General features: G+C 63.8%; 29 protein-coding genes. 15 read left to right on the forward strand and 14 right to left on the reverse strand.

Annotated features, from left to right (window positions below; genetic code table 11):
- On the reverse strand, positions 1-2099 hold a 2099-nt coding region (locus tag A9K66_RS15995), incomplete at its 3' end, for an ABC transporter ATP-binding protein/permease (protein WP_082953919.1).
- 82 nt (positions 2100-2181) lie between these two features.
- The gene (locus A9K66_RS16000; protein ID WP_189407202.1) at positions 2182-2781 is read right to left on the reverse strand and encodes a LysE family transporter; all 600 of its coding nucleotides are present in this window, start codon (positions 2779-2781) and stop codon (positions 2182-2184) included.
- Between the two features lie 503 nt (positions 2782-3284).
- On the opposite strand from A9K66_RS16000, the gene cyoA reads away from it, so the two are divergent.
- The 4 genes from cyoA to cyoD are packed head-to-tail and all read left to right on the forward strand — an operon-like array spanning position 3285 to position 7355.
- Entirely contained in the window at positions 3285-4244 is a 960-nt protein-coding gene (cyoA, locus tag A9K66_RS16005) for a ubiquinol oxidase subunit II (protein ID WP_082953921.1), read from the forward strand.
- A 2-nt stretch (positions 4245-4246) separates the two neighbouring features.
- A complete protein-coding gene (cyoB, locus tag A9K66_RS16010) occupies positions 4247-6247 on the forward strand; it encodes a cytochrome o ubiquinol oxidase subunit I (RefSeq protein ID WP_067325241.1) in 2001 nt (666 codons plus the stop codon).
- A complete protein-coding gene (locus A9K66_RS16015) occupies positions 6244-6948 on the forward strand; it encodes a cytochrome (ubi)quinol oxidase subunit III (protein ID WP_067325148.1) in 705 nt (234 codons plus the stop codon). The genes cyoB and A9K66_RS16015 overlap by 4 nt, the downstream gene beginning before the upstream one ends.
- Positions 6945-7355 carry a cytochrome o ubiquinol oxidase subunit IV gene (gene cyoD, locus A9K66_RS16020; RefSeq protein ID WP_067325150.1) on the forward strand — a complete coding sequence of 137 codons (411 nt, stop codon included), beginning with the start codon at positions 6945-6947 and terminating at the stop codon, positions 7353-7355. The genes A9K66_RS16015 and cyoD overlap by 4 nt, the downstream gene beginning before the upstream one ends.
- Before the next feature lie 134 nt (positions 7356-7489).
- Here the strand turns inward: cyoD and A9K66_RS16025 are convergent, their stop codons facing one another.
- Positions 7490-8647, reverse strand: coding sequence for a sulfite oxidase (locus A9K66_RS16025; RefSeq protein ID WP_067325152.1), 1158 nt, complete (start codon positions 8645-8647; stop codon positions 7490-7492).
- 497 nt (positions 8648-9144) lie between these two features.
- Here A9K66_RS16025 and A9K66_RS16030 point away from each other — a divergent pair, with 497 nt between their 5' ends.
- Positions 9145-10203, forward strand: a complete 1059-nt coding sequence (locus tag A9K66_RS16030) for an aminopeptidase (RefSeq protein ID WP_067325154.1) — start codon at positions 9145-9147, stop codon at positions 10201-10203.
- A 176-nt stretch (positions 10204-10379) separates the two neighbouring features.
- On the opposite strand, the gene A9K66_RS16035 is transcribed toward A9K66_RS16030, so the two are convergent.
- Both A9K66_RS16035 and A9K66_RS16040 read right to left on the reverse strand, forming a co-directional pair.
- On the reverse strand, positions 10380-10610 hold the full coding sequence (locus A9K66_RS16035) for a hypothetical protein (protein WP_067325155.1): 231 nt from the start codon (positions 10608-10610) through the stop codon (positions 10380-10382).
- 185 nt (positions 10611-10795) lie between these two features.
- Positions 10796-12022: an anion transporter gene (locus A9K66_RS16040; RefSeq protein ID WP_067325157.1), complete on the reverse strand. Its 1227-nt coding sequence runs from the start codon at positions 12020-12022 to the stop codon at positions 10796-10798.
- A gap of 599 nt (positions 12023-12621) precedes the next feature.
- Here A9K66_RS16040 and A9K66_RS16045 point away from each other — a divergent pair.
- The 3 genes from A9K66_RS16045 (at position 12622) to A9K66_RS16055 (ending at position 14565) form a co-directional block, all read left to right on the forward strand.
- Entirely contained in the window at positions 12622-12912 is a 291-nt protein-coding gene (locus A9K66_RS16045; protein ID WP_067325244.1) for a hypothetical protein, read from the forward strand.
- A 92-nt stretch (positions 12913-13004) separates the two neighbouring features.
- Positions 13005-13457 (forward strand): GFA family protein, encoded by a 453-nt coding sequence (locus A9K66_RS16050; RefSeq protein ID WP_067325159.1) that lies wholly within the window; start codon positions 13005-13007, stop codon positions 13455-13457.
- Between the two features lie 562 nt (positions 13458-14019).
- Positions 14020-14565, forward strand: a complete 546-nt coding sequence (locus A9K66_RS16055) for a hypothetical protein (RefSeq protein WP_067325161.1) — start codon at positions 14020-14022, stop codon at positions 14563-14565.
- A gap of 35 nt (positions 14566-14600) precedes the next feature.
- Here A9K66_RS16055 and A9K66_RS16060 read toward each other — a convergent pair whose 3' ends face one another.
- Positions 14601-14870, reverse strand: coding sequence for a hypothetical protein (locus A9K66_RS16060; protein ID WP_127246804.1), 270 nt, complete (start codon positions 14868-14870; stop codon positions 14601-14603).
- Positions 14871-15036: 166 nt separating this feature from the next.
- Here A9K66_RS16060 and A9K66_RS30780 point away from each other — a divergent pair, with 166 nt between their 5' ends.
- Positions 15037-15228 (forward strand): hypothetical protein, encoded by a 192-nt coding sequence (locus A9K66_RS30780; protein ID WP_067325165.1) that lies wholly within the window; start codon positions 15037-15039, stop codon positions 15226-15228.
- Between the two features lie 123 nt (positions 15229-15351).
- Here A9K66_RS30780 and msrA read toward each other — a convergent pair whose 3' ends face one another.
- The 5 genes from msrA to A9K66_RS16100 form a co-directional block, all read right to left on the reverse strand.
- A complete protein-coding gene (gene msrA, locus A9K66_RS16070) occupies positions 15352-15870 on the reverse strand; it encodes a peptide-methionine (S)-S-oxide reductase MsrA (RefSeq protein WP_067325167.1) in 519 nt (172 codons plus the stop codon).
- Between the two features lie 226 nt (positions 15871-16096).
- Positions 16097-16348 carry a hypothetical protein gene (locus A9K66_RS16075; RefSeq protein WP_067325169.1) on the reverse strand — a complete coding sequence of 84 codons (252 nt, stop codon included), beginning with the start codon at positions 16346-16348 and terminating at the stop codon, positions 16097-16099.
- A gap of 791 nt (positions 16349-17139) precedes the next feature.
- Complete coding sequence (locus A9K66_RS16090; protein ID WP_245307554.1) at positions 17140-17877, reverse strand: terminase family protein; 738 nt, start codon at positions 17875-17877, stop codon at positions 17140-17142.
- Positions 17822-18214, reverse strand: coding sequence for a hypothetical protein (locus tag A9K66_RS16095; RefSeq protein ID WP_067325177.1), 393 nt, complete (start codon positions 18212-18214; stop codon positions 17822-17824). The genes A9K66_RS16090 and A9K66_RS16095 overlap by 56 nt, the downstream gene beginning before the upstream one ends.
- Positions 18207-18593 (reverse strand): hypothetical protein, encoded by a 387-nt coding sequence (locus A9K66_RS16100; protein WP_067325180.1) that lies wholly within the window; start codon positions 18591-18593, stop codon positions 18207-18209. Before A9K66_RS16100 ends, A9K66_RS16095 begins: the two co-directional genes overlap by 8 nt.
- A gap of 461 nt (positions 18594-19054) precedes the next feature.
- On the opposite strand from A9K66_RS16100, the gene A9K66_RS16105 reads away from it, so the two are divergent.
- The 4 genes from A9K66_RS16105 to A9K66_RS16120 all read left to right on the forward strand — a co-directional run bounded on the left by A9K66_RS16105 (position 19055) and on the right by A9K66_RS16120 (position 20876).
- The gene (locus A9K66_RS16105; protein WP_067325182.1) at positions 19055-19375 is read left to right on the forward strand and encodes a hypothetical protein; all 321 of its coding nucleotides are present in this window, start codon (positions 19055-19057) and stop codon (positions 19373-19375) included.
- Positions 19376-19514: 139 nt separating this feature from the next.
- A complete protein-coding gene (locus A9K66_RS16110) occupies positions 19515-20060 on the forward strand; it encodes a hypothetical protein (RefSeq protein ID WP_067325184.1) in 546 nt (181 codons plus the stop codon).
- 177 nt (positions 20061-20237) lie between these two features.
- Positions 20238-20507 carry a hypothetical protein gene (locus A9K66_RS16115; protein ID WP_067325187.1) on the forward strand — a complete coding sequence of 90 codons (270 nt, stop codon included), beginning with the start codon at positions 20238-20240 and terminating at the stop codon, positions 20505-20507.
- Positions 20508-20570: 63 nt separating this feature from the next.
- Positions 20571-20876 carry a hypothetical protein gene (locus A9K66_RS16120; protein WP_066999393.1) on the forward strand — a complete coding sequence of 102 codons (306 nt, stop codon included), beginning with the start codon at positions 20571-20573 and terminating at the stop codon, positions 20874-20876.
- Positions 20877-20888: 12 nt separating this feature from the next.
- Here the strand turns inward: A9K66_RS16120 and A9K66_RS16125 are convergent, their stop codons facing one another.
- Positions 20889-21308: a DoxX family protein gene (locus A9K66_RS16125; protein WP_067325191.1), complete on the reverse strand. Its 420-nt coding sequence runs from the start codon at positions 21306-21308 to the stop codon at positions 20889-20891.
- 269 nt (positions 21309-21577) lie between these two features.
- A complete protein-coding gene (locus A9K66_RS16130) occupies positions 21578-22333 on the reverse strand; it encodes a tryptophan 2,3-dioxygenase family protein (protein ID WP_067325194.1) in 756 nt (251 codons plus the stop codon).
- 140 nt (positions 22334-22473) lie between these two features.
- Between A9K66_RS16130 and A9K66_RS16135 the strand changes: the two genes are divergently transcribed.
- The gene (locus A9K66_RS16135; RefSeq protein WP_067325198.1) at positions 22474-22944 is read left to right on the forward strand and encodes an Lrp/AsnC family transcriptional regulator; all 471 of its coding nucleotides are present in this window, start codon (positions 22474-22476) and stop codon (positions 22942-22944) included.
- A 320-nt stretch (positions 22945-23264) separates the two neighbouring features.
- A complete protein-coding gene (locus tag A9K66_RS16140) occupies positions 23265-23618 on the forward strand; it encodes a BrnA antitoxin family protein (RefSeq protein WP_245307556.1) in 354 nt (117 codons plus the stop codon).
- A gap of 367 nt (positions 23619-23985) precedes the next feature.
- On the opposite strand, the gene A9K66_RS16150 is transcribed toward A9K66_RS16140, so the two are convergent.
- A complete protein-coding gene (locus tag A9K66_RS16150) occupies positions 23986-24345 on the reverse strand; it encodes an SPW repeat protein (protein ID WP_066999436.1) in 360 nt (119 codons plus the stop codon).
- Positions 24346-24395 lie beyond the last annotated feature (50 nt).

A 24395-nucleotide genomic window follows, 5' to 3' on the forward strand; every position in this document is an offset into this window, starting at 1 on the left:
CCTCTCGCCCCGCTCCCCCACAGCGCCCGCGCGAACACGTTGCGCTTGCCCTTGCGCGGCGCCAGCTCCACATCGCTGACCAGCTTCGCGCCGCCCTCGCGCCGCTCCAGCGTGATCTTGCGACTGTGGAAGGCTTCCAGCTCGGCGCGGTGGGCGACGCTGATGACCGTGACCTTCGGCAATGCCTGGATCACCGTCTGCATCATCTTGTCCTGGCTCTTCTCGTCGAGCGCCGAGGTCGCCTCGTCCAGCACGACGATGTCTGGCTCGTGCAGCAGGAGGCGCGCGAAGGCGAGGCGCTGCTTTTCGCCGCCGGAGAGTGTCTGGTCCCACGGCGCCTCTTCCTCGATCCTGTCCCGCAGGTAACCGAGGCCAACCTTGTCGAGGGCGGCGTCGATCTCCTCCACCGTCCAGTTGTCGGCGGCGGCCGGATAGGCGACCGCGCGCCGCAGCGTGCCGGTCGGGATGTAGGGGCGTTGCGGCAACATGAACAGCCGCTTGCCGGCATGGAAATTGACGCTGCCGCCGCCCCAGGGCCACAGGCCCGCGACAGCCCGCACCAGCGTCGACTTGCCGGTGCCGGATTCGCCGGCGACCAGCACCCGCTCGCCCGGGTTGATCTCGACCTTCGTCTCCTTGACCACGCCGGTGCCGTCGTTGAGGGTGACGGAGAGATCGTCCAGGCTGAGCATGGCGCCGTTTTGCGTCTCGCCGCGCCGGATGCGCCCAAAGGACTCGCTCTCTTCGGCGCGCTCCAGCCCGTCGAGCGACATCATCAGCGAAGCGACGCGGCGCGCCGAGGCGTTCCAATCGGCCAGGCGCGGATAATTGTCGACCAGCCAGCCGAACGCGCCTTGCACGATGGCAAAGGCGGAGGCCGCCTGCATGACCTGGCCGAGCGACATCGAGCCTTCGAGGAATTTCGGCGCGCAGAGCAGCACCGGCACCACCGGCGCGAACAGCATCGACCCTTGCGAGACAATCGCGGTGCGCATGTGCTGTCCGGTCAGCAGCGCCCATTGCCTCAGCACATGGCCGAAATTCCTGTCGATTCCGCTGCGCTCCTCCGCCTCTCCGCCGAGCAGCGCGATGCTCTCGCCGTTTTCGCGCACGCGTGTCAGCGTGTAGCGGAATTCGGCTTCCGCCTGGTTCTTGCGCTCCGAAAGCTGCACGAAATGGCGGCCGATGACCACCATCGAGGTCGAGGTGATGGCGGCGTAGATGACCGCGGTGACGACGAGGAAGCCGGGGATGGTGATGCTCTCGCGGCCGAGCGGCAAGGTGAGCGCGCCGCCGATGGTCCACAGCACGACGATGAAGGTCGAGGCCGCCAGGAAGGCGTTGAGAACGCCGGAGATGAAATCGACGGGGGACTCGGTGGCGATGCGCAGATCTTCGGTGAGACGGGCTTCGGGGTTCGAGTGGTCGCCGGCGACGAGGTTGAGCTGATAGTAGCGGCCGCTGGCCAGCCAGCGCGCGATGACAGATGTGGTGAGCCAGGAGCGCCAGCGGCGCTGGATCGTCATACGCAGGTAGACCTGAACGACGACGAGGCTGGCGCTTCCGGCAACCAGCGGCACGAAGACGGCGCTCAGCATATAGACGGTGTGGACATTGCGCTGCTCGATGGCGTCGAAGAAGGCGCGGTTCCAGACATTGATGCCATACTGGAAGCCGACATTGACGCAGATCAGCACCAGCAGCCCAATCGTAAACGGCCATGCGAGCTTGTCGCCATTCCGGCCCCAGTAGCCGCGCCCGCTGATCCAGAACCGCCTAAACAGGTACTTCCTGCGCGCCTGCTCGGCCTCCTCGGGCGTCAGCTTCGGACCGGGCTCGACGGATTCCGGCGGCGGCGGCGCCGGTTCGCCGACGGCCTCCGGCGTCGCTTCGGCCGGCTCCTCGTGCTCGGGCGATTGCTTCGGTTGCGACTTCTCTTCGCGGGGTCTTTCCGGATGCAAGCTTTCCGGCGGCGACTTTTCCGGCCGCGTCTTGCCCGGGGGTGCCTTCGCTGCGCCCGTCTTTGCGGGGCGCGACTTCCCGGCACCGCGCGGCTGGGCGCCGTCGGCCGATCTTGGCTTGAGCTTTGCTTCAGACATCAGCCGACAACGGCTCAAAAATCAGAAGGTTTCACGATCTCGGCGAGAGATGTTGCCTGCCCGCTCGGGCCTCGACCTCACCTCACCCGGCAAAACCCCGCCGCGCGGCGGCCATGCCTTCCCACATCAGCTTGATCCCGAGCGCGCCGACCACGGCGCCGGCGGCGCGGTCGATCCAGTGCTTGGTGCCGAGATAGGCCGCGCGCGGCCGGCTGGAGGAAAAGGCGAAGGCGACGACCGCGTACCAGACGAATTCGTTGAGGAAGAGCAGCGGCGGCAGGACCAAGAGCATCCAGAGCGGCGGCGAGGCCGGCAGCATGGCCGCGAACATCGAGGCGTAGAAGATCGCCGTCTTCGGATTGGCGAGCTGGACCAGAAGCGCGCGACGCAGCGCCCGCCAGAACGAGCCGGCGCGCGCCGAGGCATCGTTCGCGATCTCGATCGGCTGATTGGCGCCGCGCCAGATCTTGATGCCGATCCACAACAGATAGGCGCCGCCGGCAATGCGCAGGAAAATGTCCAGCCAAGCGATCTGGACGAGCAGCGCGGTCAGGCCCGCGACCGCGATGATGGCGAAGATGAAGCCGCCGATGCCCATGCCGATCGCCGCCGCCAGGCCATCCGTACGCTCGCCGGCCACCGCGATGCGCGAGACGACGACGAAGCTCGGCCCCGGGCTCATCGCCCCCAGCAGGAAAACGCCAAGGATGGAAAGGATGGTTGCAATCTCGGACAAGGCTTCCTCCGCAGGTCGGCTGCAATTCCCTGCGCAGTACAATGCACGCGCCGCACGCCTTGTCACCATCCTGGCGGGCGATCGGCGAGCGCGAGCATGCCGAGACGGCGTCTGGTCAGGCTGGAGCCGCGCCCTATGTCTTCCGCGGCCCGTCCAGCCATCGGGCAAAACACCGCCTTTGCGGAACAGGCGGCAACTGCTTGGGTTGGCAGCCGTGTTCAGCAGTCGTACGGTATATGGCGGAAGTGCCTCTGCACACGGGGAGACTTCAGATGAAAGCTGCCGCAGAACGCGACCCTCGCAGGCGCGAGCTTTTGAAGGATCACGGCCCAGCCGGACTGGCCGCGAAGTCTGTTTCCGGCCGTGCCGCGGCCCAGCGGCGCCGACGACGCGCCGCCCACAGTCAAGACGTCCCGCCGATCCGTTCGCGCCAAGCATGATCCGTTCCAGTGCTTTCCTTCCCTAGACCGAGGCGAGGCCGCTCGCCGCTCTGGATAGGCCTGATCGCAACGCTCTCCGGCTGCGCGGGCGGGGTGCTCGACCCGCAGGGCCCGATCGGCGCGGGCAACCGCACGATCCTGCTCAACTCGCTGGCGGTCATGCTGGTCATCGTCATTCCGACGCTGGTGGCGCTGCTTTTGTTTGCCTGGATGTTCCGTGCCTCCAACCGCAACGCGCGCTACGAGCCGGAATTCACCTATTCGGGCCGCATCGAGCTGATCGTCTGGTCGATCCCGACGCTCACCATCCTCTTCCTCGGCGGGCTGATCTATTACGGATCCTACCATCTCGACCCGCGCCGGCCGATCGCCTCCAGCCAGCCGCCGCTCGACATCCAGGTGGTGGCGCTCGACTGGAAATGGCTGTTCCTCTACCCCGACCAGGGCGTCGGAACGGTCAACCAGCTGGTCATCCCGGCCGGCGTTCCCGTTCGTTTCAAGCTGACCTCGGCCAGCGTGATGAACACCTTCTTTGTGCCGCAGCTCGGCAGCATGATCTATGTCATGAACGGCATGCAGACCGAGCTCAACCTGCAGGCCGACCGCGAGGGCGACTATCTCGGCCTGTCGGCGCATTTCAGCGGCGATGGCTTCTCCGACATGAATTTCCGCGTGCGCGCGGTCCCGCCCGACGAGTTTGCGCGCTGGGCCTCTTCGCTGCATGGCGCCGGCGGCGTGCTCAACGCCCGCGCCTATGGCGAGCTTGCCAGGCAGAGCATCAACGTGCCGCCGGCCTCGTTCGGCGTCGTGCAGGACGGCCTGTTCGACGCGATCGTGCGCCAGACGCTGCCGCCCGGTCCGGGTCCCGCCGAAACCGCCGCCGGCGAGCCGCAGGTAAGCCCCAAGGCCCAGCCCAAGGCCGGGACGCCGGCGCCTGCCCAACAGCCGCAGCCGAAAGCGGGAGGATGACGATGCTCGGCAAGCTCGACTGGTCTGCCATTCCCTTCGATCAGCCCATCCCGCTGGGCGCCGCGCTCGTCGTCTTCCTGGCGGCCGCCGCGGTGCTGATCTGGGTCACGGTGAAAGGATACTGGCCCTATCTCTGGGACGAATGGATAACTTCGGTCGACCACAAGCGCATCGGCGTCATGTATATCGTTCTGGCGGCGCTGATGCTGCTGCGCGGCTTCGTCGATGCGGTGATGATGCGCACGCAGCAGGTGCTCGCCATCCACGGGCCAGGCTACCTGCCGCCCGAGCATTACGACCAGGTCTTTTCGGCCCACGGCACGATCATGATCTTCTTCGCCGCGATGCCCTTCGTCATCGGGCTGATGAACTTCGTCGTGCCGCTGCAGCTCGGCATCCGCGACGTCGCCTTTCCGACGCTGAATTCGGTGAGTTTCTGGCTGACGGCGACCGGCGCGCTCCTGGTCAACATCTCGCTCGTCGTCGGCGAGTTCGCCCGCACCGGCTGGCTGCCCTATGCGCCGCTGTCGGAGACGACCTACTCGCCGGGCGTCGGCGTCGACTATTATCTCTGGTCGATCCAGATCTCCGGCGTCGGCACGCTGCTCACCGGCGTCAACCTGGCGACCACCATCCTCAAGATGCGCGCGCCGGGCATGGGCTATCTGCGCATGCCGATGTTCTGCTGGACATCGCTCGCCTCCAACCTGCTGATCGTCGCGGCCTTCCCGATCCTCACCGCCACGCTCGCCATGCTGACGCTCGACCGCTACCTCGGCTTCCATTTCTTCACCAACGAAGCCGGCGGCAACCAGATGATGTTCATGAACCTGATCTGGGCGTGGGGCCATCCGGAGGTCTACATCCTGGTGCTGCCCGCCTTCGGCATCTATTCCGAGATCTTCTCGACCTTCTCATCGAAGCCGCTGTTCGGCTACCGGTCGATGGTCGCGGCGACGCTGTTCATCTGCATCGTCTCCTTCATGGTCTGGCTGCACCACTTCTTCACCATGGGCGCCGGGGCCGACGTCAATGCCGCCTTCGGCATAGCCACCTCGGTCATCGCGGTCGGCACCGGGGTCAAGATCTACAACTGGCTCTTCACCATGTATGGCGGGCGCGTGCGCTTCGACACGCCGATGCTGTGGGCGCTGGGCTTCGTCACCACCTTCATCATCGGCGGCATGACCGGCGTGCTGCTCGCCGTTCCGCCGGCCGACTTCATGCTGCACAATTCGCTCTTCCTGGTGGCGCATTTCCACAATGTGATCATTTCGGGCGTGTTGTTCGCCGCCTTCGCCGGCTTCACCTACTGGTTCCCGAAAGCCTTCGGCTTCCGGCTGCATGAGGGCTGGGGCAAGGCCGCGTTCTGGTTCACCCTTGCCGGCTACGTGCTGGTCTTCGTGCCGCTCTATATCGTCGGCCTGCTCGGCATGACCCGCCGTCTCCAGCATATCGACATGGACCTGTGGACGCCGTGGCTGATCGTGGCGGCCTTCGGCGTTGCGGTGATGATCGTCGGCGCCGCTTGCCAGGTCGCGCAGCTCGTCGTCTCGATCAGGCATCGCGACGAATTGCGCGACGAGACGGGCGACCCTTGGGACGGCCGCTCGCTGGAATGGTCGACATCCTCCCCGCCGCCCTTCTTCAACTACGCGCGGCTGCCGCATGTCGAGAACGAGGAACCCTACTGGACCATCAAGCAGCGGGCGATGGAGGAGCAAAGGCCCGGCGAGGACGAAAGCTATGAGCCGATCGAAATGCCGCGCAACAGCCCGACCGGCTTCGTCACCGCCTTCTTCAGCACGCTGATCGGCTTCGCCCTGATCTGGCACATCTGGTGGCTGGCGATCGTAGGCTTCATCGGCGCCTATATCACTTTCGTCGTCTTCGCCTGGCGAGAGCACGGCGACTACGAAGTCTCCGCGGAGGAAGTCGAGCGCATAGACCGCGACGGCAGGGCCGCACAGCTTGCCTGGCTGCGCAGACGGGAGCGCGCATGAGCGACATAGCGGCCGGCAGCGCGGCGCGCGATCCCTACCGGGTTGGACGGTCCGGCGGGCATGGCCATTGGGGACACGGCCATGGGGGACACGGCCATGGCCTGCTCTCGGCGACCGGTCACGGCCAGGGCGGCCCGGCCTCGAAGTTCGTCACGGTGGCCTACGGCTTCTGGATCTTCCTCCTGTCCGACATCATCATGTTCTCGGCTTTCTTCGCCGCTTATGCGGTCCTGTCGACGGCGACCGCCGGCGGGCCATCCGGTAAGGAGCTGTTCGAGCTGCCGCGCGTTGCGGCGCAAACGGGGCTTCTGCTCACATCGAGCTTCACAGGGGGGCTGGCGACGCTCGCGACGCAGCGCCGATCGATGGCCGCCACCCAGTTCTGGCTTCTGGTCACCGGCCTGCTCGGTGCCGCCTTCCTGTTCCTCGAGGTGCAGGAATTCGCGGTGATGGCGAGCGAGCAGGCAGGCCCTTCGCGCAGCGCCTTCCTGTCAGCCTTCTTCGCCCTTGTCGGCTGCCACGGCACCCATGTCGGGCTCGGCCTGCTCTGGCTCGGGACCATGATGGCGCAGCTCTGGGTGAAGGGCTTCCGGCCGGAGATACTGCGCCGGCTCCACTGCTTTGGCCTGTTCTGGCACGCGCTCGACATTATCTGGGTCGCCATCTTCACCCTGGTCTATCTCTTGGGAGCGTCGCCATGAGCGACATCGACAGCCGGACCGACGAGGAACTCGACCGCCGCGATTCGGCGCCGGGCGAGGAGCGCATAACCGAGCACGAGCTGGCGGGAGGGCTGTCGGGGTACCTGCTCGGCTTCGGCCTGGCGATCCTGCTGACCGTCGCCTCTTTCCTCGCGGCGCAGACCGGCCTGATCTACCAGCCGGCGGTGATCTCGGCCCTGGTGGTCCTGGCGATCGCGCAGATGGGCGTGCATCTGGTCTTCTTCCTGCACCTGACCACCGGGCCCGACAACACCAACAACGTGCTCGCGCTCGCCTTCGGCGTGCTGATCGTCGCGCTGGTCGTGATCGGCTCGGTCTGGATCATGGCCCATCTCAACCTGAACATGGCTCCGATGAGCGCCCATCAGGCCAGGATGATGCCATAAGGCGGCTCAACCCGCCGGCAGAGGCGTTCTCCCGCGTGGGTCGCCACCGTCACAGCCGGCCCGATCGACGTCATGACCCCATGCCAAAAGCATGGGGTCACATCGATGTGAGAGGTTTGATAGGCTTCCGCCGATCAGTGAATGGCGATGCGTCGCGTCACCTGACCGTTGCTTTCCCAGTAAGTGTGCTTCTTGGCGATGACGGGATCGTCCATTGCGGGTTGGACCTGCCCTCCGGTACTAACGGCGCGCGAGGTGACTGTGTGCTCCCCGGCGGAGGGCTTGGGCCAGTCGACGGACCATATCTTCCAAGCGAAGTCCGCCTTTTCGGTTTCATCGATGGTCGCCGGCATCCATGGGCCGTCATCGATTTTCACCTCGACCCGCTCGATCGGCGCGCCCCAGGCCGCTCCGACGATCCTGTAATCATTGCCGATATGAGTGACCCGGGCCGGCGCAGACTTCAGACGCGCCCGCCCGACAGAGGTTTCCATCCATACCGTCTCGCCGTTGTGCTCCTCCTCGCGCAGCGTGACATAATCGCGTCCCATGAACTGGTTCACGAAGCGTTGGTCCCTGACTTCGATACGCTTGAGCCACTTGACGTTCGCGATCCCGTACCAGCCCGGCGCTATCAGCCGCAGCGGGAACCCGTTATCGGCAGGCAAGGCAGTGCCGTTCATCTCGTAGCAGAGGATATTTTTGGGGTCCAAGGCGTCGGCGAGCGACATGCTGCGCGCAAAGTTCTGCGTGAACTTGACGTCGTCGGCTCGCTTGATTTCACCTTTATCGGTGCCCCAGAAGACAACCTCGATGCCACTGTCGAGGACGCCGACCTCCATAAGGATCGTGGCGAGCGGCGTGCCCGCCCAGCGAGCATTGCCAATCCCGCCATTGAAGAACGGGAGGCCAGTATTGCCCGAACATTCGACCGTGAACGTGACTTCCTGGCGCGTTCGAGCCTTGATGTCGGCGAGCGTCAGGTCTGTCGGCTTTTTGACGGAGCCGCCAATTTCGAGCTTCCACGTGCTTTCGTCGATGACCGGCCGGTCGAAATGCGCGATTGAGAAGAACTTGTCGTTGGGCGTCACCCAGGAATCGAGATCCTCCCACACCAACTGATTTTTGATGACTTGCGGAACCGGGTTTGGCGGCAACTGATCGAGCCATTTGATGACTTCCTCGCCGGCCCGGGTTGGAAAAGCATAGGCAATCCGCGATTGAAAGGACGCCAGCGCCACGAGGGTTGCCCCTCCTCGAACCATGAATTCACGTCTGGGAAGGTAATGCATGATCACTTCTCCTCCAGTGAAAAGCTCAGTTCTCCTTCAGTGAGTAAATGCGAATAGCGACCGCGATCGCGCGCAGAAGCCGGACGCGGCGGGCAATGATGAGAGCGCGTGGAACACCCCCCGAGTTGGAAGTGCGCCCTAGTTGAAGCGACGTCTCCCGCTCTCAATTCGCCGGCGTGTCAGGTCCGAGCCAGCGGTCTTCAAATATACGCCCTATCTGTCGTCGTGGCGAGGCCAAGGGCTGGCATCTTCGCATCAGGACTCGATACCTGCATCGTGCTCCAAGCTTGAATGCCGCCGACGATTGATGCGTTGCATCTCGTGAGCGGCATGGACCTGGTCAGCACCGATGTCAGCTCTGAGGCGTTGCCGATCCTGCCAAAGTCCGACCCGTGACGTCCCACCAGGTCTTGACGAAGATCGGCGGGCCTGTTTGAGACTCGCGGTCAAATGGGGACACTTGCTTCACGGGGAGATGAACAGGCGGTGGGCAGGCTGTGAGGCGCGTTTTTCGATTGCTTGCCGCGGCGGTCCTGGCGGCCGGCGTGGCCGGGTGCACCAGCATTTCCTATTACGCGCAGTCGCTGGAGGGCCATGTTGAGATCATGGCGGCGCGCAAGAATGTCGGCAAGCTGATCCGCGACCCCGCAACGCCGGAGGCATTGCGCGTCAAGCTGACGTCGGCGAGCGCCATACGCCGCTTTGCCACGGATGAACTGGCGCTGCCCGAAAACAGCAGCTACCGCAGCTATGTCGACATCGGCCGGGACGCTGTGACCTTGGCGGTTTTTGCCGCGCCGCAATTCTCGCTCACGCCCGTAACATGGTGCTTTCCGGTCTTCGGCTGCGTTCCGTACCGGGGTTACTTTTCCCGGAAATCGGCGGCAGAGAGCGCTGCCGAACTGCAGCGGCAGGGGCTGGACGTCTACGTCTCGGGCGTCACCGCATATTCCACGCTCGGATGGTTCAGCGATCCGCTGCTCAGCACCATGCTGCGCCAGGACGACACCTATCTCGCAAGCCTGATCTTCCATGAGCTGGCGCATCAGAAAATCTATGTGAACGGCGACTCCGCGTTCAACGAGGCTTTCGCGGTCTCGGTCGAAACCACCGGCGTCAGGAAATGGCTCCGCGCCACAGGCAATCGCGCGGGATTGCGCCGCTACGAAGCCAATCGCAAGCGCAACGCCGATTTTCTCGGACTGATAGCGAAAACCCGGGACGAGTTGCGCCAAGTCTATGGAAGTCCGCGTGGCCCACAGCAGATGGCCGCCGCCAAAGCAGCCACGATCGACAGGCTGCGGATGCGCTACCGGCGCATGCGCGATACGCGCTGGGCCGGATACCGGGGCTATGACGCCTGGTTCGATAGCCCGATCAACAACGCAAAGCTCGCCGCGACTGCCGTCTATGGCGAACAGGTTCCGGCGTTTCTTCGCCTGTTCGACTTGTGCTCCGGCGACTATCCAAGGTTCTACGCCGCCGTTCGAAGGATCGGGAATTTGCCCGGACCTGCGCGCGCCCAGACGCTGAAGACCGTGGCGGCGTGCGATTGACCTGAACAGGCAAGGGTCGGCCGCGTACCCGACATGAGCGAAGCCAACTCGGCAGCCAATCACATCGGGCGCGCCATATGCGATTGCCCTTAGGCAGCCGCGCGGTGCCGCGACGCCCCAAAAAGGCCTCTTGCGGAGCCTCGTCGCAACAGCGGCGCCCGGTCGGCGCGCGGCCCCTAGCTCGAAAACGTCACGGTCACGCCGCGCTGGCGGAAATAGGCCTGCATCAGCTTGCGGCCCGCGCGGTTGTTGTGCGCCAGCTTGGCCGGCTCGAACACCGCCTGTTTCAGCCCTTCCCGCGCCATCGCCGCCTTGAGCGTCGCGATATGCGCATCGATGTCGGCGTTGTCCGCGCGGATCGAGGCATAGATGCTTTCGGTCGCTTCGGCCACGGTCGGTTCGCTCACTTTATGTCGTCCTTCGGTTGGTTGCGCGGCGGCTTAACCGGGCCTGAAAACAAAAACAAGGCTCCATGGGGCATTGTCGCACTCACAGCAGAACCTTGCCCTATTCTCCCCGCCAGCTGCTTGGCGTTTTCCGGCTTAATCGCCTACGCCGACGCGATCGCACCCAACGTAAAGGCGTCCAACGGCTACGAAGTGAGCGCCAGCCACGCCGTGCCGAAGACCAGCGTCAACAGCGTCAGCGGCAAACCGACCTTGAAGAAAGCTGCGAAAGACAGCTCCTTGCCCGCCGCTCTTGCCTGCTCAGCCACGATGAGGTTGGCGACCGAGCCGAGCAGCGTGAAATTGCCGGCGAGCGTCGAGCTCATCGCCACGACCAGCCACGCGCGGTGGGGGTTTTCGAGGCCCGGGATGAACGGCCTCAACGCCAGCACCGCCGGCACATTGCTCATGACGTTGGAAAGCACCGCGGTGAAGCCGGAGAGCCGCCAAACATCGTCGAGACCCATATTCTTCGCCGCGGCGATCATGTCGGGGGTGAGCAGCGTGCGCTCCGCGCCCGCCACGACCACGAACAGTCCGGCGAACATGAAGAGCAGCGGGCCGTCGATCTCGCGGTAGATGCGGTGCGGCTTGATCGCGCGGGTGACGAGCAGGAAAGCGCCGGCAATGAGCGCCGCCTTGGCGACGGGCACGCCAGCGAAGAAGGCGAACGCCAGCACCACGCAGACGATGGTCGCCTTCAGCACCTGTCCCGGCAGCATGCGGCCGCGATAGACCTCGGGGCTGAGCTCGGCGGGGCGAGAGAATTCGCCGCGGTAGACGATGCGGACAATGACGATGACGGCGACAAGGCCGAACAGCGCCACCGGCGCGAGCGCCGCCGTGAAGGCCGGATAGGAAATGCCCGAGAGCGCGCCGATGACCATGTTCTGCGGGTTGCCGGTGATGGTGGCGACGCTGCCGCAGTTGGAGGCCGTGCAGGTGGCGATCAGGTAGGGAACCGGGTTGCGCCGGATGACGCGGGTGACGTGGACGACGATCGGCGCCATCACCAGGCAGATCGCGTCATTGACCAGAAAGGCCGAAAGCACTCCGGTCAGAAGCGTCACCATGACGAGCAGCATGAAGGGCGCGTGCGCATGCTCAATAGCGAAGCCGCCGAGCGCCCGGAACGCGCCCGACACTTTCAGATGCGCGACCACGATCATCATGCCGAGCAAAAGCGTGATCGTGTCGAAATTGATGGCGCGGTAGGCATCCTCCATGCCGATCGCGCCGATCGCGATCATGGCGGCGCCACCGAGCAGCGCGATGCCGGCGCGATCCAGCCTGAAGCCCGGAATACGGCCGACGGCAACGCCGGCATAAGTGGCTACCAGGATGAAAAGCGCTCCCGCACCGGTCCATGTCATTGCAGGAAATCCCGTTGCCTGCCCGCGCCCGACGGAATCTGCTCGGGCGCCCTTTGCCGGACGAGCTTTAGCAACGGCAGCGCAAAGGGAAAGGGTCGAGGGATGAAACTTTCGTCATCCGCCCGGGGCTTTTATATCTCGGATGGCTAATGTAATGTCTTGAGAAAAACAGGACCGACAATCCAGTCGTTGGGGACTAAATGGATGAACGCGGTCGTTGAAGCGGAGCATCGCGTCTCGCCAAACGAGAATCTGATGCCCTCGGCGGAATGCCGGCGCTGCCATGGCGCCAGGAAAATTTTCATTTGCGACCGCTGGGTCGCCTCCAACGGCCATTGCTGCCCGGAAGGAACGCACCGGCTGAGCTGTCCGGGACACAGTGTGATCTGCCTGGAATGCGGCGGATCGGGAGGCCAGAATGCCTGACCGGGTTCTTACCGACGTCGCGCTGACGGTCGCTTCGTCGTCCGTCCGACCGCGACAAGGCCGGTTGCGCAGACATCCTCATCGGCGTCGTTTTGCTGTTCAAAAGCCTTGCGGTGTTCCGGCGGCGAGCCATATTCGTACCGCAAAAGCGATCACTGAAAGCTGGCGCCTCCATGAAAAACCTGACGACCGCCCTTGTAGCCGGCACGATATTATGGACTGCGGGCGCCGCCGATGCGCGGCCCGACACACGCGCCATGACTTGTGGCGAGACGCAGGCGCTGATCCAGCGCCGGCATGCCGCGGTGCTGACCACCGGGCCCAACACTTATGATCGTTTCGTGCGCCAATTCGGCAATGAGTGCGACTGGCCGGAAGTCCCGATGTCGGTCGCGGTTCCGACCCGTGACGGTCCATGCCGCGTCTACCGCTGCGAGGAACCGGTCTTCGACTTTCCCGGTTGAGCGACGTTCCGACCGCGCTGTGGAACAGTTGAGGCAGCATGCGAATTGTACCGGATGGTGACACCAATGTCCCGGCTGCAGGAGGAACGGCCATGTTCGACGATGTCATGCGTAGCGGCAGCTGCCTGTGCGGCGGTGTCCAGTTCCGGGTGACCGGCGAGCCGCTGAGGGTGGGACTTTGCCATTGCAAGGACTGCCGCAAGACCAGCGGATCGGCGTATCAGGCCTTTGCCATATGGCCGCGCCAGGCATTCGAAAGCGCGGGTATCACCAGCACTTATGGCGGGCGAAGCTTCTGTCCAACCTGCGGCAGCCGCTTGCCGTCGGTTCGCGAGGACGAGGCCGAGGTGATGATCGGCAGCCTGGATGTCGTACCGACCGAAGGGCTTGAGCCCAGCTACGAATTGTGGATCGGTCGGCGCGAGCAGTGGTTGCATCCTCTGCCCGAGGCGAGCCAATTCGAGCATGACAGGACCGTCGCTGAGTCGGCGGCCGATGATGCCGAGCCGGAGACCGTGCGCGAGCCGTATCGCAAATCAGCCTAAATGCTGAATGTCAGTAAGGCTTAAGTCGCAGAGCAAGGACGCATCGGTCCAGCGAGCCGGCGCCTATGCCCGTAAACGACCGGACGCTGACCGCGAGGGCCTTGTCTTCTTCTGGAAGTCGGGCATTTTCAACCAACGGTCGGTTTGCCGGCGCGGCAGCGGCCGCTAGCATCCCCGGCGCGGCGAAAACCTTTTGGAGGCCGCTTCGGCCGGCGCGGCTCAGGCAACACCAGCATTGCCGCGCCGGCCTTACAAGATGGACAGTATGTCCAGCCCAGGCGTTGCGTCCGGGCGAATACAACTTTTGATGCTGTTTAAGTTCGAAAGCTTCCTTCTCGCGTGAAGCACCGGCTTCATTTGCGACACGGAAATGAAAATTGTTTCGGCCAGAGAAAATTTTTCACGAAACGTATTTCCTGGATGATGCCAACTATGCGGCGTAGCTATGCAAGCAAGCGGCAGGCCCAATCATTTTCCTGCCTTGTACAAAAACTCACCTTTGTTTCTTTTTGATTTTAAGACATAGTACTGGCGAATCCTGAAACCGAACGGGGCGGTTTTCATGACACTGGCGCCTCAACGCAGCCGCAACCTGCATATGCGGTATCCACCGATCGACGGGTTTTGGACCTGGGACATCAAGCGCGACCGCATCTATGGGGACGCGAATCTGTCCGCTTATTTCGACCTGACGCTCGAGGAGTTCTCGCACGGCGCGCCGCTGGAGCGGTGCATGCAAAGCATAGAGCGGGACGATCGGCCGCGGGTTCGGCTGGCGATCCGCAAGGCGATCGAGCGCAGGTCAGGTTTCCGCGAGGTCTACAAGGTCCGCTCGGAAAAGATGGGGCTGCGCAAAATCCTTGCCGTCGGCCAGTGCTATGTCGATGACATGGGCGAGGCAGCGCTCTATCCCGGCTGGTTCATCGACCTGACGCAGGATGCCGCGGGCGAGGATCACTCGCTGCGCGAAATCCACGACCATGTCCAGCAGGCCAGGGAAATCGCGCAGTCGATCGAGGACGACATGCTTTCCTACCTGCTGGACAACATCGAGGAAGAGATCCTGCAAAGACTTGGCGAGAGATCGAGGAGGCGCAAATCGTCCTGAGGCGATCTTTGTCGGTTTCTCGGCCGGGTTCCGGGCTAGCTTCTGGGCGGAAGCCTGCCGCGCCTGCCGATCTCGGCCGTCACCATGCGCGCGAAATGCGAGTGGGGCGAGCGGCGCTCGATAAGCTTGGCTCGCTCGAGGGCAGCGTCGCCGTAGAATTCGATCAGCACGTTGGCGGCCTTGGCGGCATCGGCCTGCAGCCTGCCGAGATCGGCCTGTCCGCTCCCGCGCGCGGGCTCGCTCCTGGCAATCACGTCAAGCATGGCTTGCAGCTTGTCGGGAGTGCTGCCCTCGTCTTCATGCATATTCGCCATCCGATTGGGGGCGTAAAATATCGACATTTTCGCGCGATGTGCAACAGCTTCATTGATCGAGCGCAGGTGCAACCGGGCGCAGCCTGGCCGCGAGCGAGCCGACAACATTCGTACAAGTATAGTCAGCCAAACTTCCACGCAGACATTGGGGGCACCGATGGACCAGCCGAGCAAAATGGAAAACCTGCAGTTTGCGCAGGGGATCTTGCGCGAGCTTCGCCAGAAGGCTGAGGCCGACGGCGAAAAGCTTCTGACCTATCTCATCGACATGGCTTACCTTGAAGCCAGCGACCGCATCCGAGCCCATTGGATCGGCCATGAAAACGAGAACCGCCGGGCCAAGGGCTAAGGCCACTGTTCCAGCCGGAGCATGCCGGCGAGGTGCGGGCTTGCGCCCGAAACGCAAGAAAGCCCGCCATGCCTTTCGGCACGGCGGGCGGGATCCTGAATGAAGGGCTGCGCAGCCCTATTTTTATGATGCGGCGGCCTTTTCGCGGACGGGAAGCTTCCAGCCCGGCCGGACGAAATGGCAGGTGTAGCCGTTGGGATAGCGCTCCAGATAATCCTGATGTTCGGGTTCGGCCTGCCAGAAGGCACCGGCCGGAGCGAGCTCGGTGACGACCTTGCCCGGCCAGAGACCCGAGGCGTCGACATCGGCGATGGTGTCTTCGGCCACCCGCTTCTGCTCGTCGCTGGTATAGAAGATCGCCGAGCGGTAGCTCATGCCGACATCGTTGCCCTGACGGTTCCGGGTCGTCGGATCGTGGATCTGGAAGAAGAACTCGAGCAGCGTGCGGAAACTGGTCTTGGTCGGATCGAAGACGATCTCGATCGCCTCGGCATGGGTGCCGTGATTGCGGTAGGTTGCGTTCGGCACGTCGCCGCCGCTGTAGCCGACACGGGTGGAGATCACGCCGGGCAAGCGGCGGATCAGATCCTGCATGCCCCAGAAGCAGCCGCCGGCAAGGACCGCGCGTTCGGAAGAAGCCATGTCAAACCTCCTTGGATTTCTCCATAAGTGGGGATTGTGGCCCGCTTCTTCCAGCGGCTCAAGCGCCTGGAAAAGGGCGCCTGGAAAAGGGCGCCTGAAAAAGGCGACGGGAAAGGCGCCTGGAAAAGGGCGACTGGCAGGGAAACTAACCGAACCACGGTGCCTCAGTCTGCGCCGATTGCTCGCCGGTCGGGCAAACCGGCGAGCCTCGGGCTGAGCGCCAGCTTCACTTGGGCCCTTTATCGCCCCTGCCGTTGTCGCCTCCGCCATTGTTGCCCCGGCCGGGATTCCCCCGGTCATGGCCATGGCTTTCACCACCGAGGCAATTGGCGTCGCCGACCCCGCAGCAGCGGCCGGCCCACAGCTTGTTGGTCGGCGTGTTGTCGCATTCGTAGATCTGCTGGCCGGCCATCGCGGATCCACCCAGGGCGGATACGGCCAGGGCGGCAAGAAGTGCATTGCGAAGGATTGCAGGCATCGAAAATCTCCATGGATACACGGGTGTTCATTTGCACCGATGCGTCGCATGGCGACGCGAATTGGTTCATCGCGATTGGCAGAATTCTTGCCGGCCGGTGTCGCCAATGCTCGGGACTGATCGGCACGGCTCCCATTCCGCGCCGCTCATTCTTCTGGTGCGGGCCTGAAGCGCCGCACCAGCACCTCGAACACGATGTCCGAAAGGCGGCGATAATTTCCGCGCGCTGCTCGGGCGAATAGTGCCCGGCATCTTCGATGGTCATGAAGGTCACGTGTCGGGACATATTAGTCTCGTCGTAATTATCTGCCCCAACCAACTATTGTCGTTGATAATACTGTTCATCAATGCGAAGTTCCTGATGAAACGGGGGAGATACATGATCCGCATTGCAATCGTCGTGGCCATTGCCGCGAGCGCCTCAGCCTGCCAGTCGAACGTGCCCTATGACACGAGCAAGCAGACCTGCGGGATGCACGAGTTCAGGGGGTTCCAACGCAAAGTTTGTATCCCGGACACACCGAACAAAGTATGCAATGTCTGGTACAATCCAATTACTCGTGACGAAAGGATATGGTGCCAACCGCTAACCCGGAAAGCGACCGACCCTAAGGCTCGCGCCAGGCAGCTTGCGGGCAGCAAATATCCCTGATCAGATTTCATCCGTATTTTTTGGCTCCAATTCCTCGCCCCACGAACGTGGGGGAGGTGGCGCGGCGGAAGCTGCGACGGAGCGGGGGCAGCGCCGGCTGTCGATGCAAGAGCGGAAAGCTACTCGTAAGCTTGTCGCCCTACGAAGACCCCCTCTCCGGCCGCTTCGCGGCCACCCCGCCTTGCGGGGGCGAGGAACCCAAGCCCTGAACCGCCTCCGCCGACAAAAACCGCAGCACCACATCCGACATCCCGAGCAGCGGTGTGAAAGTCACGATGGTTATCCCGCCCGTCGCATTGGTGCGGGTCAGACCCTCGGAATAAATGTCCAGCGGCGGCTCCTCGTCGAACCAGACACCGTGCAGCGTCTCGCCCTGCCATTTCTCGCGGCCTTTTTCGTAGGACTTGAAGGAGAGCACGCTTTCGCCCGCCTGCACATCACCGCCACCGCCCCAGCGCACGACGACGCTGTCCAGCGCTCCGGGCGCGCCGCGGCCCATCGTCGTCTCGGCAATGGCGTCGGCCGGGATCATTCCGGTGCCCCATTCCGCCTGTCGCTGCGGCGGGCCGACCAGCACACGCTGCGGATTGTCGCGCGTGCCCTCGCCGGTGACGCCGGCGGCCCAAAGCCGGACGGGCGTGTCGAACACCTTGCCCATCCACCAGTCCGGATAGCGGCCGGTGAGGTGCATGGCCCATTCGGCGCCCCCTGCCCTGGTCTTGCCGAGCTGGTTACCGGCCATGAACAGGCGCTCGCGGTTTTTCGCCCCCGCCGCGTGGAACTCGGCCTGCCTTTGGTACGGCCTGTAGGCAGCAAGAAGGTTACGTTGACGGCGTTGGTCCAGCTCCTCGAGCAGCGCCAGATAGGTCGTTATCATCGAGGAACGGCCGCAGCCTCGCTTCGAGGCCGCGGATGCGGCTGCGGATCTCCTCATCGCTCAATTGGTCCAGACTGTTTTGGTTCGCATCGAGACCCTGCGAGAACTCTTTGGGCAGCATCGTCAGCACGACCTTCAGATACTGGTCGGGCTTTTCCGCCCTGACCGCGGCGATGACGCCGGCGCCATGGGCGCGGAAATCAGCGCGCAGCGCCGCGGCGAAATCGTCGCCCAGCGTCTTTTTCGAGCGCCCGGCGATCGGCGCGGCGGCCGGCTCAGCCTTCGCTCCAGCGGTTCGGGCGCCGGCGCGCCGCGCCTTGCCTGCGCCGTCAGCCATTGGCGGCTGCAGCGGCTGCCGGCGTTCCGGCGGAACGAACCGCACGCGCCCTGGCGGGCTTGCGCGCCGGCTTCTTGCGCGGCTTGGCGCGGGCGGCCTTCGGCGCGGAGGGCTGATCGACCTGTCCGGAAAACGGCTCCGTTCGTTTCAGCTTCGCCGCGGCGGCTCTCATGGCCGACGGATCGAGACCCTGGCGCGGAAAGCCGAAGCCGGCGATCGCGTCGACCGGACCGCCGCGCACCATGCCGATGCGCACACCCGGCGCGACTGCCTCTACGCGGCTTGTGCGGGGCGGCTCGCCGAACGATGCGAACTCGCCGATGGCGCTGACGATTTCGGCGTCGTCGTCGCCGGTGATGATGGTGGCATAGCGTGGCATGCAGAGCTTCCGCAGATTGGATTCAACTAAAAGGTCGAGTTCCCGCCCCGCCTGTCCTGACGGACATCTCGCCCGCAAGGGGGACCATCGATCCCCTTCTTGCGGGGGATATGGCTGGCACGCCACAGGAGGATGCTGTCCCGTCGCCTCGCCAGCTGGCGAAGCCCCCAAGGTGAGGAGCCACAAAAAAACCCGCCGGCTGGCGGGTCGTTGGCGCAAATCAGCACCATGGATAAAATCATAGCAGAGCTGCCCTCACCTGACAAGGCTCTTAGGTAAATTTTCCTAGCTGCTTGTCTGCAGCCTTGCCGGGAAAGCGACTTTCGCTCGCGCACCGATAAATTGTGGAAGTTCCAGAAATTTTTTCTCGGAACCACCTCCGGGCCGAGGGGTTCCACCCTTAGTCGCGACGCGACAGACTCCCGAACAGAGAAACGATCTCGCACAAGAAGGAGAAGATCATGCTCATCAAGATTCTTGCGGCATCGGCTCTGACCATCGGTCTGGCTACGGCTGCGATGGCTCAGAATTCAACGGGCGGTACCGCCGACACGGCGGGCAGCGGCCAGAGCATCACGGTGGACCCCACCACGCCTGCCAATCCGCCGCCCGATCAGATGGCGCCCGATACAGGCACGACGGGCAGCATCACCACGGACGGCATGAATTCGAACGCCGATCGGAATTGCCCCGCGACGCCGCAGGGCGCCCAGCCGGATGTAACTCACACGTCGCCTGGCACGGCATCGCCGTCGGTCAACGATAATCATTGCGGCAAGTAGTAACGACACGCGGCAGTTTCGTCGCGCGAGGGCCGTGGAGTTCCGCTCCACGGCCCTTTGCTTGGAAGGGAACCATGGCGGACGTGAGCCGTTGCAAGGTCGGGCGTGAGCCGTTGCAGAGTTCAGCAAGGAGAGACCCATGGCAGACGATGAAACCAACCAGGGTAAGGACACGAACGCAGCAGCCGCGCGCAACGGCAGCTCGACGTCCCAGGGCGGCGGCACAGAGCGAAGCAATCCGAGCCGCAGCAGCGCTGCCCGCAGCGGCAGCGCTTCGCGCACCAGCGCCAGATCTTCAGCCGCTTCGGAAGCGGCGATGAGGAAGCAGATCGCCGAATTGAAGCGCGAGGTGAGCCGGCTCAACCGCGCGCTTGCCGATCAGGCCGAGGAAGCCGCCAGTGCGACGCAAGGGTGGTACCAGAGCGCGGCCGACCGGGCCTCCGGCCTCTACAGCGGCGCGGCCGACCGAGCTTCTGAATTCTACGGCGGCGCGAGCGATCGCGCCTCACGCGCGGCAAGGCAGTTGCGAAGCCAGGCCCAGAGCGTTTCCGAAACCGTGCAGCAGAATCCCGGCACCGTTTCCACCGCCATGGTTCTTGGCGGCCTGGTCGGCTTGCTGATCGGCATGGCGATGGCGCGCAACTCGGACACAGACCACGACTGGGCCCGCCCCTGGACCCGATAGAGCAATCGCGCCCCCACGGCCGCCGCAGCGCAGGCCGCTGAAGGAGGCCGGGCCCAGAGCCCGGCCTTTCCATAGCGGCGGGTTGGTGTGCCCGGTTGTCGTTGGTGTGCCCGGTTGGGCTGGTCATTAGCCGGACCTTATGGAATCATTCCCCAAGGGGAATCGCGGAGAGCGGGCATGGACAAATCCGCCATGGCATCGGTCTTTCGGATGCGGCATGCGCCAGCAGGTATTTCAGGCGTTCGCAGTCTTGGCCGAGGCCAGGCGGATCCGGTCTTCCATTCGCGCCCGCTTGGCGAAGCCATCCGCTTCATCGCCGAGGCAGACGGCCAATATGATCTGAGCGCCGTGGCCATCTCCTATGGAGATCGCTCGACCCCGCCGCTGGGCGCCTGCGAGATCAAGCAGCTCTGGGCCGAATACGGCGTGCGCCTGATGGAGGCCTAAGGCGGTCCCGGATCGGAAACGCCGCTCATGCGTTTTCAAGCGAGGTCAATGGGAGGAAGCGCCATGAACGTCGCCAATCTGCAACTCGAGGGCCTGCTGATGGCCGTCGCGGCAATCAACCATACTCTGGTGCGCAAGGGGGTGCTGACGGTCGAGGAGATCGACATCGCGCTGCGCAAGGCCGAGGCCGTCGAGACAGGCGAGGACCGGTCCGAGGCGATTTCGGCGTCGAACCGCGATGCGATCAACTTCCCGATCCGCCTGCTCGAGCTCGCCAACCAATGCCAGCCGGAAGCGGACATGCCTTCCTTCTCCAAGCTGGCGCGCATGGTCGGGCAGATGAAGGAACCCTATAACGATCAGATGTGAAGTGGCGGCGCCTCACGCCCGGCCCGGCCAACCCTGTCGGACGGCGAGCAACTTGCCCGGCCCATGCACGGCGGCGAAGAAAAGGCCGGCGAGGAAAGTGAAATGATCGACGAAGAAGCCGAACTCGGCCTGGTTGCCGGTCCAGTGCGACGGGCCGTGGAATGAAAAGCCGAGGAAGATCACATAAACTGCCGCGACCAGCGCCGCCGGCGTGAAGAAGGCGCCGGTGAGGAAGGCGATCACCAAAAGCACCTCCAGGATCGCCGCGCACCAGGCGAGAAACAGCGGGAACGGAAACCCGGCGGCGGCGATGTAGCCAGCGGTGGCGCCCATATCCATGAACTTGAAGGTCACTGCCATCGCGAAGACGGCGGCGAAGATCAGGCGAGCGATGAGAATGGCGGCGGTCTGCCAGGCCGATTGCGTTTCCACGTTGTCCCTCCGGTTCGAAGCTGTTGATGCCCCAAGGACGGAGGAAGGGCAATGATTCCGACAGGGGGCTGGAATTTTTGCTTCACTTGTTTCCTCACCCCCACTGCAGGCCGCGGAGAGTCGCCGCGCAGCAGCCGGTGAGGCGCCGGCGACGCCGGGACGAACCGCCAGACGGCGAGCCCACAGCCAAGCTCGGCGCTCAACGAGGGCGCTCTCCCTCGCGGCTACGCCGCGCCACCTCTCCCCTGTTCGCGCGGGGCGAGAAAAGCTCAGCCCGCCTTCGCGTGCGGCGGGTGGCTGATCGAGTCGCGCACGGTGCCGTAGGCCGCACCCCAGCGGTCGGTCATGTCGCAGCGTATGTCCCAGAGCTCGGGGAAGAAGCGGTGGCGGGCGCCGCCTTCCAGGATCTCCACCGGGCGACCCTTCAGCGACTTGGCGCCAAGACCGATCGAGCGGTGGATGAGATAGAGGTGGTTGGCGCGGAATTTCTGGAACAGCTCGTCGAACTCGATCAACGCCTCGGCCACGACATAAGCATCGCCATGGTCGTAGTGAGCGTCGTAGACGTCCTCGACGGAAAGCCCGCGGCCGTCGAGATAGGAATGCTTGAAGGCTCGCCAGAGGTCCGGCGGCAGGCGCAGGATAAGCTTGAAGCCTGGCGATTCCTGGCCGCTGCCATTACCGAGCTCGAGGCGGATCTGCTGGTACTCCTTGGGCGACATCGTCTCCAGCAGATCGAGCTGCGCCGTCATCATGCGCACCAGCCGGTGCACGCGGCCCATCAGCGTGATGATGCGGTGCGTGTCTTGCCTCTCCAGATAGTCGAGCACGTCGACCAGCGTGTAGGCGATGAGCTTCATCCACAATTCCTCGACCTGGTGCACGATCTGGAACTGCAGCTCGTCGGCATTGACCATTTGCGAGAGCGGCTTCTGGCAGGCGAGCAGCTGGTCGCATTTGAGATAGACGCCGTAGTCGCGCATTTCGGGCGCCTCGATGCGGGCGTGATAGTCCGACTTGTCCATGGTTCATCCTCCTCGCGCGGGCATGTTCGGCAGGCAGCCAAGGATAGCGCTTCCGGCTTGAACATTGTTCCTTTCTGTTATCCAAACGGCGTAAATTGGAGTACGATTACCGTCCATTGCCGCGACATTGGAGAACGATCATGCTTGATGCACTTGACCGCAAGATAGTGTCAGCACTCGAGCGCGACGCGCGCATCTCCTTCGGCGAGCTGGCCGAAGAGGTGGGACTGAGCAAGACGCCGTGCTGGAAACGGGTGAAGGCGCTCGAGGCTCAAGGCATCATCCGCAGCTATTCCACCCGCATCGATCCGGCAGCGATCGGCTTTGACATCGAGGCCTTCATCCAGGTGTCGATCGACTTCGAGGTGTCGGACGCCTTCGAGGCGGCGGTGAGGAAGCACCCGCTGATCCGCCGCTGCTACGCCACGACCGGCGAGGCCGACTATCTGTTGCAGATCGTCACCGTCGACATGCGGGCGCTGGACAGAATGCTGCGCGAGGAGCTCAGCCGGCTGCCCGGCGTGCGCCGCACCGTCACCTCGATGGCGATGCGTGAGATCAAGGGCGACATCTCGTTCGCCGATGCAGCGGCGCATGCGCTAAGGGAATGACTACAAGAATATTTGCAATCAAAGAGTAATTTCGGTATATACCTTAATTGTCGAGACGGGCGGGGGCGATGCGTTTCGAATGGGATGCCGCAAAGGCTAAGATCAATAAGGCCAAGCACGGCATCGATTTCGAGCTCGCTCCGGAATTCGATTCGCCAACGCGGTCGTCGCCATCGACGACAGCACGGACTATGGCGAGGAACGCCTGGTCGCCACCGGGATCATCGGCCTGTCAGTCTGTGTGATGGTCTATGTCGAGCGCAGCGAAACGATCCGCGTGATTTCGCTGCGACGGGCCACGAAGAAGGAGATCGAGAGTTATGTCGAAAACATCTAGTCGTTCCCGCTCCGCGCTCGTGCACCGGGAAGCAATCCCGCCGAAGCGCACCCGAGAGGAAGCCCTCGCCATCGCCCGGGCCGCGCTTTCGCGCATGTCCGAACAGGAAGATGCGGCGATCAGGGCGGCGGCGTTGGCGGACCCGGATGCGCAACCTGCGGAAACATTGCCGCGCCGCAAGCCGGGCCGCCCGCGCGCCGAAGTCAAGAAAGTGGCCGTTTCGCTGAAGCTCGACCCCGATGTGGTCAGCGCTTACCGCGCCCAAGGTCCCGGCTGGCAGACTCGGATGAACGACGATCTGCGCAAGGCCGCGAAACTAAAGCGCCACGCTCTCTAGATTGCCCTGGCAGGTTGGCGGTGCTCAGGTCAGTCTGAAGCAGGCCGGCCGGCTCGGGCTGCCGCAGCGGCTTTTCCTTCTCGGCGTCGGCCTTGCGCTTCGGGCACGCCTCGAACTCGTGATCGCGGCCGCCGCAATAGGAGCAGCATTTGGCAGGCTGATCGGGATGGAGCATCGGTGCCATTCCCAAGAATGCACGAAAAGGTTTCCGGTTGCAGCAATTGCGTGAGGTCGCAACCGTTGCTCAGCCCCGTGCCCCGATTGGTCTTCCATGCAGTTCCGGCCGGAAAACCGGCTGCACGCTTTTCCTGGAATTGTCTTTTCAAAGGAGCTCGCCGCTTGCGCGGCGGGCTCCCTTAATCACCGCTCACGCATGCGCGTGGGGATGACGGACGTCCCAGACGGCCCAGGCAGATGCCGCGACCACGAGCACGCCAAGGATGACGTGCGTGAGCATCACGTTCCTGTCCGCCGCGAAGCCCAGCAGCCAGGGCGACACGATCAGCCAGAGCCCGAGCACGAGATTTACCCATTCCTCCCATTCGGCGAACACCGAAAGCGTCGCGAGCGCCAGCGCACCGAGCAGGACGCCAACAATCCAGGCGTTCCACGCGGGCATCATTGCCGCGGTGAATCCGATGACCCAGGGTGAGATGAACAGGCAGATCGCGAGGACCAGGATAACCCAGTCCTTGCTCTTCCTTTCTTCCATCAGTTTGCTTGCCATGACAACCTCCATCGATGAAGCCAGACCAAAGCAACTGCAATCGCGTGCAA

Origin of the sequence: Mesorhizobium sp. AA23 (assembly GCF_001672435.1) — a bacterium.
GTDB lineage: Bacteria > Pseudomonadota > Alphaproteobacteria > Rhizobiales > Rhizobiaceae > Mesorhizobium.